Consider the following 6,879-nt stretch of genomic DNA (forward strand, 5'->3'; position numbering starts at 1 on the left):
AGGCAAAATCCCTAGGACCCCATACAGCTGCAATCGCTGCTTATTTAGATGATCTGACACTGGCTAAAGAAGTCGTTGAGGGGATTGCAGGCAGTGATTTAGTCAAAGCTGTGGAGTTAAAGTCAACGCAGGAATCGCTAGCTTTACGTGGTACGGTACCTGATGGCGCTCAAACAATGAAGTTTGATTTGGAATCTCCTTTTTCAAGCGGTGAAATGGTTGGTAAATTAAATCTTGTGCCGAATGTCGCTTTGATTAAGTCGGATGCGAGAAAGGCCGCTATCAATCACGTTATATTAATTTCTGTTCAGACGTTTGTTTTGATCACACTTATTATTTTCTTATTAAATACACAGTTGATAACTGAAATAAAACGGCTTGCCAGTCGTTTGCATGGTATTCGGATTGGCAGTGAAGAGCGAATTATTCCAACGCAGTCTCACCAATACGATGAAATTGGTTTATTAACCCACGATATAAATGAGTTATTAAATTCGGTCGAGGAGAATATTAATCTTGAAAGAACGCTTCGACTTGAAGTGGAAGAGTTAGAAAACCGATTCAGAGATATTTTCGAACAGTCCAGTCACGGTATCGCCATTGTCGATATTGATGGCAAAATGAGGCTACATAACCCGTCTTTCAAACAGATTATTGGTGATGAGTGTTTTCAGAAGATTTCAAAGCAAGACTCCCTTTCCTTTTTTGCACTATTTGATGAAGAAAGAAGTCGCTTGGAATCAGCTGCTGCTGAAGTTTTATCGAGTGGTGAGTCACGAGCAGTTGATATAAAAGTTGATGAGGGGTCACAAACGAGGTGGTTATACTGCCTTATTTCGGTCATGACAGACGATGATAAGACGTCGTCTTTTGAAATTGTCTTGCAAGATATTTCAGAGCGTCGCAATCGGGAAGAAAAGTTAAAGGGGCAGGCTGAAGTCGATGCCTTAACCAATTTGTATAATCGCGGTGCAGGTGAGAATAAAATTGAACAACTTATCTCATCTTCGGACTCTAAGCGGTTTTCATATGGCCTGTTTATGATTGATTTGGATGGGTTTAAACCTGTTAATGATCAATTTGGCCATGAAGCAGGAGACAGAGTGCTTATAGCGGTTGCAAATCGATTATTAGGTTCAATTCGTGCTGAAGATATTGCGATACGTTGGGGAGGCGATGAATTTGTTGTTTTTGCCAGATTAACCACGGATTTATCAGAAGCGAGCAGTATTGCAGAAAAACTGTTAAATATATTACAGCAACCAATAGAATGTCAGTCTGATATGAGTGTGACTATCAGTGCTAGCATTGGTATCGCGCTCTATCCATTCAATGCTGATAATATTGAGACATTACTCAAGTACGCTGATCTTGCGATGTATGAAGTCAAATCACACAACAAAAACAGTTATAACTTTTTCAAACAACCCACATTCAAGACGTCAGAGACACAAAGTGTGATCACCGGATTTTAGAATGCCCGGTGAATAACACCGGGCATTTTCTATTGTATTACTGTATTGGTAAATAGACTAACTTACTGCCTTTCATATCCGGCACCATCAGGTACTGACCATCTGCTGAGAGACTAATGTCAGCAGCAGAGACAAAGTCATCACTGAGTAATTGTGGTGTTGCTTTAGGTTCAACTAATTGCCACACCTTACCATTTTGCCAATCACTCACATACAGATAGCCTTTGCTGTCTCTGACCAGACCATCAGCACCACCAAAGCCTTTGTTCAGTGCTTCAGTTTTACCCGAGCTGATATTCGCACGATACAAGTCACCTGTGCCAAAGTCAGCAACTAACAGCGTGTCATTACCGTCCATCAGCAACCCATTAGGACGTTTAATAGCCGATTTATCATCCAAAATTTCGCTCACTTTACCTGCTTGAGTAATTTGATAAATGCCGGCATTTTCTCCATCATCAGTGCCGCTATCAGAGACATATAAGGTACCGTTACCATCAATTTCCATATCATTCAGAAAGACAGGTTTTCCGGGAAAATCCTTGGCTTTGGCGATAACTGTGATATCACCTTTCATATCTACTTTAACGACATGATCGACATCAGCGATATACAGTTCGTTATTCCATAAATCGATGCCTTTGGGATCATTTAAGCCTGTAGCCAGCGTTGTTTTTTGTCCGGACTTATCGATAACCGTGACTTTACCGTCACCGGCTTTACCAAACTCACCAATTTCAGTGACAAATACACGACCATCTGGTGCTGCAATGGCTGATTCAGGCATCTGCAGATCAGTGATTGTTTTGCTATTTGATTGAGACGTGGCATCAGTTGAAGATGCGTTGTCATCGCCATAACTAACACGGTAAATCACATCGTTATAATCATCAGAAATCAGTAAGGAACCATCGGCAAGTTGTAATACATCGGTCGGACGTCCCCAGGCCTCACCATTCTGCAACCAACCATCGATAAAGACTTCATGACCTGTCACCTGATGATTATCATCAAATGTGACACGCATTAACTGGTAACCCACAGGACTCGTTCTATTCCATGAACCATGCTGAGCAATAATGGCATCGCCTTTGTAGTCAGCTGGAAACATATCACCTGTATAGAATTTGAGACCCAGACTTGCGGTATGTGCCTGGAATTCCTGGACAGGGAACGTGACGTCTTGTGGTGCTTGTTTGTCTTTCCAGTCAGGATGTTGCGCTTTGCCACCCGCATAATAAGGGAAACCAAAGTGCATACCGGCTTTAGGTGCGGCATTGAGTTCACCCGGTGGATTATCATCACCCATCATATCGACGTTATTATCAGTGAAATACAGGGTGCCAGTGTCGGGCTGGAAGTCCATACCCACTGAGTTTCTGATACCTTTGGCATATATTTCAGCATCACTGCCATCGGCATTCATACGAATAATGCTGGCTTCAATACCCTGAGGATTACAGATATTACAGGGGGCACCTACGGTGACATAAAGCTTGTTATCAGGGCCAAAAGCAATATAGCGCCAGCCATGGTGTGCTTTATCCGGTAGCTTATCGTAAATAACCTCACGCATTTGTTTAAATGGTAAGTTGAGATCGAAACCCGGAGCGGGGTAAATGGCAATACGGTTTTGCTCAGCAACATAAAGGTTGCCTTGATGCACCGCTACACCATTACCGACTTTTAAATCATCAAGAATCTTCACCACTTTATCGGCTTTACGATCTTTGTTTTTATCGACTACCGCAAAGACATTATTACCGCGTGTGCCAACAAATACTGTGCCTGTTGACTGGCCTAAGGCCATTTGACGCGCACCTTCGACTTCGGCATAAACATTAATATGAAAGCCTTCTGGCAGCTTGAGCTTGTGTAGATTTTCTTCCGCATCGGCTCGGTCAGCAAATGCAGCCTGTCCCATCAGTCCTAACGAACCGGCTAGCATAAGCTGTGTTATTGTCTTAAGTGTCATACATCCTCCTTTAGTATGTATTTTCCTGCTGTGCAGCGTATCGATTATTGAATCACAGAGAATCGATACGCTGCTTGAGTGGTATCAGGACACGATACGTCACTGATACTCATGGTGCTTGCCTAATAAAACGGGGTTTGTGCTGGTTTCTACATATCGTTATTTTTCAGTGAGAAAGGGATAATCGATATAACCATGTTCATCACCACCATAAAAGCTATCGCTGTCAGGTGTATTCAATGGGGCGCGAGTAGAGAAACGTTCAACTAAATCCGGGTTGGCAATGAATAACTTACCGAAGGATATACAGTCAGCATCGCCACTTTGGATCGCTACATTGGCAGTATCAAAATTATATTCACTGTTTGTCATATACGTTCCCTGATACCACTCACGACATAGGCCTAAATCAAACTCGGGGCCCGCAGCGCCTGGATTTTCAGCGCCCATTTCAGTGATATGTAAATACGCCAGGTTAAACTTGTTTAGCGCCTTGATAATGTACTCAAAAGTTTTTTCGGGCTGACTGTCTTTCATATCATTAAAAGGTTGCAACGGAGACAAACGAATACCAACACGGTCTGAACCCCAGATTTTGCAAACTTCATCAACGACTTCTAGGGTCAGACGGGCGCGGTTTTCAATACTGCCACCATATTCATCCGTTCGCTGATTACTGCCATCACGTAAAAATTGGTCAAGCAGATAGCCATTGGCAGAATGCACTTCGACACCATCAAAGCCTGCCGTTAAGGCGTTATAAGCGGCAGTTCTGAAATCATCGATTGTCTGCTTGATTTCATCCTTTGTCATTTCCTGTGGTGTTTCATAAGGTTTTATACCCTCGTAGGTATAAACTTCACCAGCAGGTTTAATGGCTGATGGGGCTTGTGGTTTCATACCACCGGGCAACATAGATGAATGTGAGACTCGACCACAGTGCCATATTTGCAAGACAATCTTGCCACCTTCTGCATGGACTGCCTTGGTGACTTTTTTCCAGCCTTCAATCTGGGCTTTGCTGTATATGCCTGGTGTATTCGGATAACCAATACCTTGAGCCGAGATTAATGTGGCTTCAGTGATAATTAGCCCCGCCGAAGCTCGCTGACGGTAATACTCAACATTCATATCTGTGGGGGCTAAACCTTCACCTGCACGGTTACGCGTAAGCGGTGCCATTATCACGCGGTTTTTCAAGCTGATGGAACCCAGTTCAATAGGTGATAAAAGCGACTGAGTTTGTTGATTCATTGCTGTCATAGTGCATCCCTAAGTTCAAAGTGTAATAACAATTTTGCCTAACTGATTATTGGCTTCCAGATAGCTATGGGCCGCGACAATATCGTCAAATTCAAATGTTTTAGCGATAACAGGGCTTAGCTGCGAATGCTTCAACCAGTCAAAGATTTTTTCTTTAGCTTTGTTTAAACGTTCTGGAGCGCTGGTGAATTCAAATAGCGTGTACCCCCGAATTGTGAGCCCTTTCTGTAATGCGGGGAACAGCGGATAAGGGGTGGGGTCAGCACTTAATGCGCCATATTGAAAGATCATCGCTAATGGTGCGCAGGCTTCAGCTAAGGTGTTTAACATCGGGCCGGCAACAGGATCGAAAACGATATTGACACCACGGCCTTCAGTGATCGCCATCACCGCATCTACCACATCATCTTGTTCACTGATAATCACGTGTTTAGCCCCTAACTGATGGAGTTGTTCTACCTTTTCAGCTGTTCGGGTCATCGCAATAGGTGTGGCACCAATCAGGTTACATAATTGTATGGCAGCAATGCCGACACTACTGGACGCGGCTGGGATTAATACATAATCACTGGCTTGCATTTTGGCAATATCAATCAAGGCACCATACGCTGTTAAATATTGCATCCACACTGATGTCGCTTGCTGCCAGCTTAAATTCTCCGGGTGATGAGTGACAGCGGTAACTGGCATATTGGTGACTTCTGCATAAGCACCATATTGGTTCATTGAAAAGTTGGGAATGGTACTGACGGCATCACCAACTTTGATATGTTTGACGTTGTCACCGACGGCAGTAACGGTTCCTGAACATTCATAGCCTATACGGGCAGGGAGTTCAGGTGTTTCAAGATATTGGCCACGGCGGAACATTGCCTCAGCACGGTTAAGACCAATAGCATGGACTTGGATCTGTACTTCATCAGCAGAAGGGGCTGGGACGGTTTCATCAATAATTGATAAAACGGATGGTTCACCTACCTGAGAAAATTGAACTGTTTTTGTCATAAAGCGCTCCTTTATTTATAGGCTTGCTTGCAGAATTTGTTGGCTTTTTTTGAGGTCGATATCATTATGTTCGCCAAGCTGGGTCAGACCATGTTCAGCCAGTTGTTTGATCATCACTGGAATAGCATCAGCATTAATCTGGTAATCACTCAGATGTGTTTTCACACCCATTCGTTCAAAAAAATCGCGAGTTTTTGTGATCGCCATGTTTATTTTAGTGTCGTCAGTGCCTTCGTTGAGTCCCCAGACACGCTCGGCATACTGTAGTAATTTGGCGGATTTTTTCTCGCGTTGTTCCTGCAGTACTGTGGGCAATAAAATCGCCAATGTTTGTGCGTGATCCAGCCCATGTAGTGCGGTGATTTCATGACCGATCATGTGAGTTGCCCAATCCTGAGGAACTCCGGCACCAATCAAGCCGTTTAACGCTAATGTCGCTGTCCACATGAAATTGGCCTGCAGATCGTAATCATTAGGCGACTCAAGCAGCTTAGGACCAATCTCAATGAGTGTCTGCAATAATCCCTCTGCGAATCGATCCTGCACCATGGCATTAACCGGATAAGTCAGATATTGCTCCATGATGTGCGTGAAGGCATCCACTACACCATTCGCCAGTTGTCGTGGTGGCAAAGTATAGGCTTTGGTCGGATCTAAAATAGAAAATACTGGATAGACGAGCTTACTGCTGAATGCCAGTTTTTCTTGTGTTTCGTAACGTGTGATCACGGAGTTGGCATTCATTTCTGAGCCAGTAGCGGGGAGGGTAAGCACTGAACCAAACGGTAATGCCTGGCGAATATTTGTGGCGTGATTCACTAAGATTTCCTGCCATGGGTCACCATCACACTGCACAGCTGCAGCAACAAACTTGGTGCCATCTATGACAGAACCACCCCCAACAGCTAACAGATAATCCAACTTATTTTGACGAATCTGCTCAACCGCACGCATCAAGGTACTGTAACCAGGATTAGCTTCGATACCGCCAAACTCTTCTATATGACGATTACCAAGGGCAGTAATGACTTCGTCTAGGGTGCCGTTTTTTCGTGCACTTTGTCCACCAAACAACACTAAAACACGCGCATCTTTCGGCACAAGCTCATCGAGTTGTGCAACCTGACCTTCACCAAAAAGGGGTCCTAGGGATTTTGCCTC

At 43.9% G+C, this 6,879-nt stretch carries 5 protein-coding genes; 1 reads left to right on the forward strand and 4 read right to left on the reverse strand.

The genetic code is table 11. The annotated features are described in order from the left end of the window. On the forward strand, window positions 1-1,475 hold a 1,475-nt coding region (locus B3014_RS13765; RefSeq protein ID WP_289287010.1), incomplete at its 5' end, for a sensor domain-containing diguanylate cyclase. A 37-nt stretch (window positions 1,476-1,512) separates the two neighbouring features. On the opposite strand, the gene B3014_RS13770 is transcribed toward B3014_RS13765, so the two are convergent. From B3014_RS13770 to B3014_RS13785, 4 genes are all read right to left on the reverse strand, one after another. Beyond that, a complete protein-coding gene (locus tag B3014_RS13770; protein WP_007145348.1) occupies window positions 1,513-3,450 on the reverse strand; it encodes a PQQ-dependent sugar dehydrogenase in 1,938 nt (645 codons plus the stop codon). A gap of 159 nt (window positions 3,451-3,609) precedes the next feature. Further along, complete coding sequence (locus tag B3014_RS13775; protein WP_289245437.1) at window positions 3,610-4,713, reverse strand: alkene reductase; 1,104 nt, start codon at window positions 4,711-4,713, stop codon at window positions 3,610-3,612. Window positions 4,714-4,728: 15 nt separating this feature from the next. Continuing rightward, a complete protein-coding gene (locus B3014_RS13780; protein WP_007145346.1) occupies window positions 4,729-5,718 on the reverse strand; it encodes a zinc-dependent alcohol dehydrogenase family protein in 990 nt (329 codons plus the stop codon). A gap of 15 nt (window positions 5,719-5,733) precedes the next feature. Further along, window positions 5,734-6,879, reverse strand: a 1,146-nt coding sequence (locus B3014_RS13785) for an iron-containing alcohol dehydrogenase (protein WP_289287011.1), incomplete at its 5' end; no start/stop codon positions are given.

The sequence above is a fragment of the Methylophaga sp. UBA678 genome (assembly GCF_002299105.1).
Lineage (GTDB): Bacteria > Pseudomonadota > Gammaproteobacteria > Nitrosococcales > Methylophagaceae > Methylophaga > Methylophaga marina.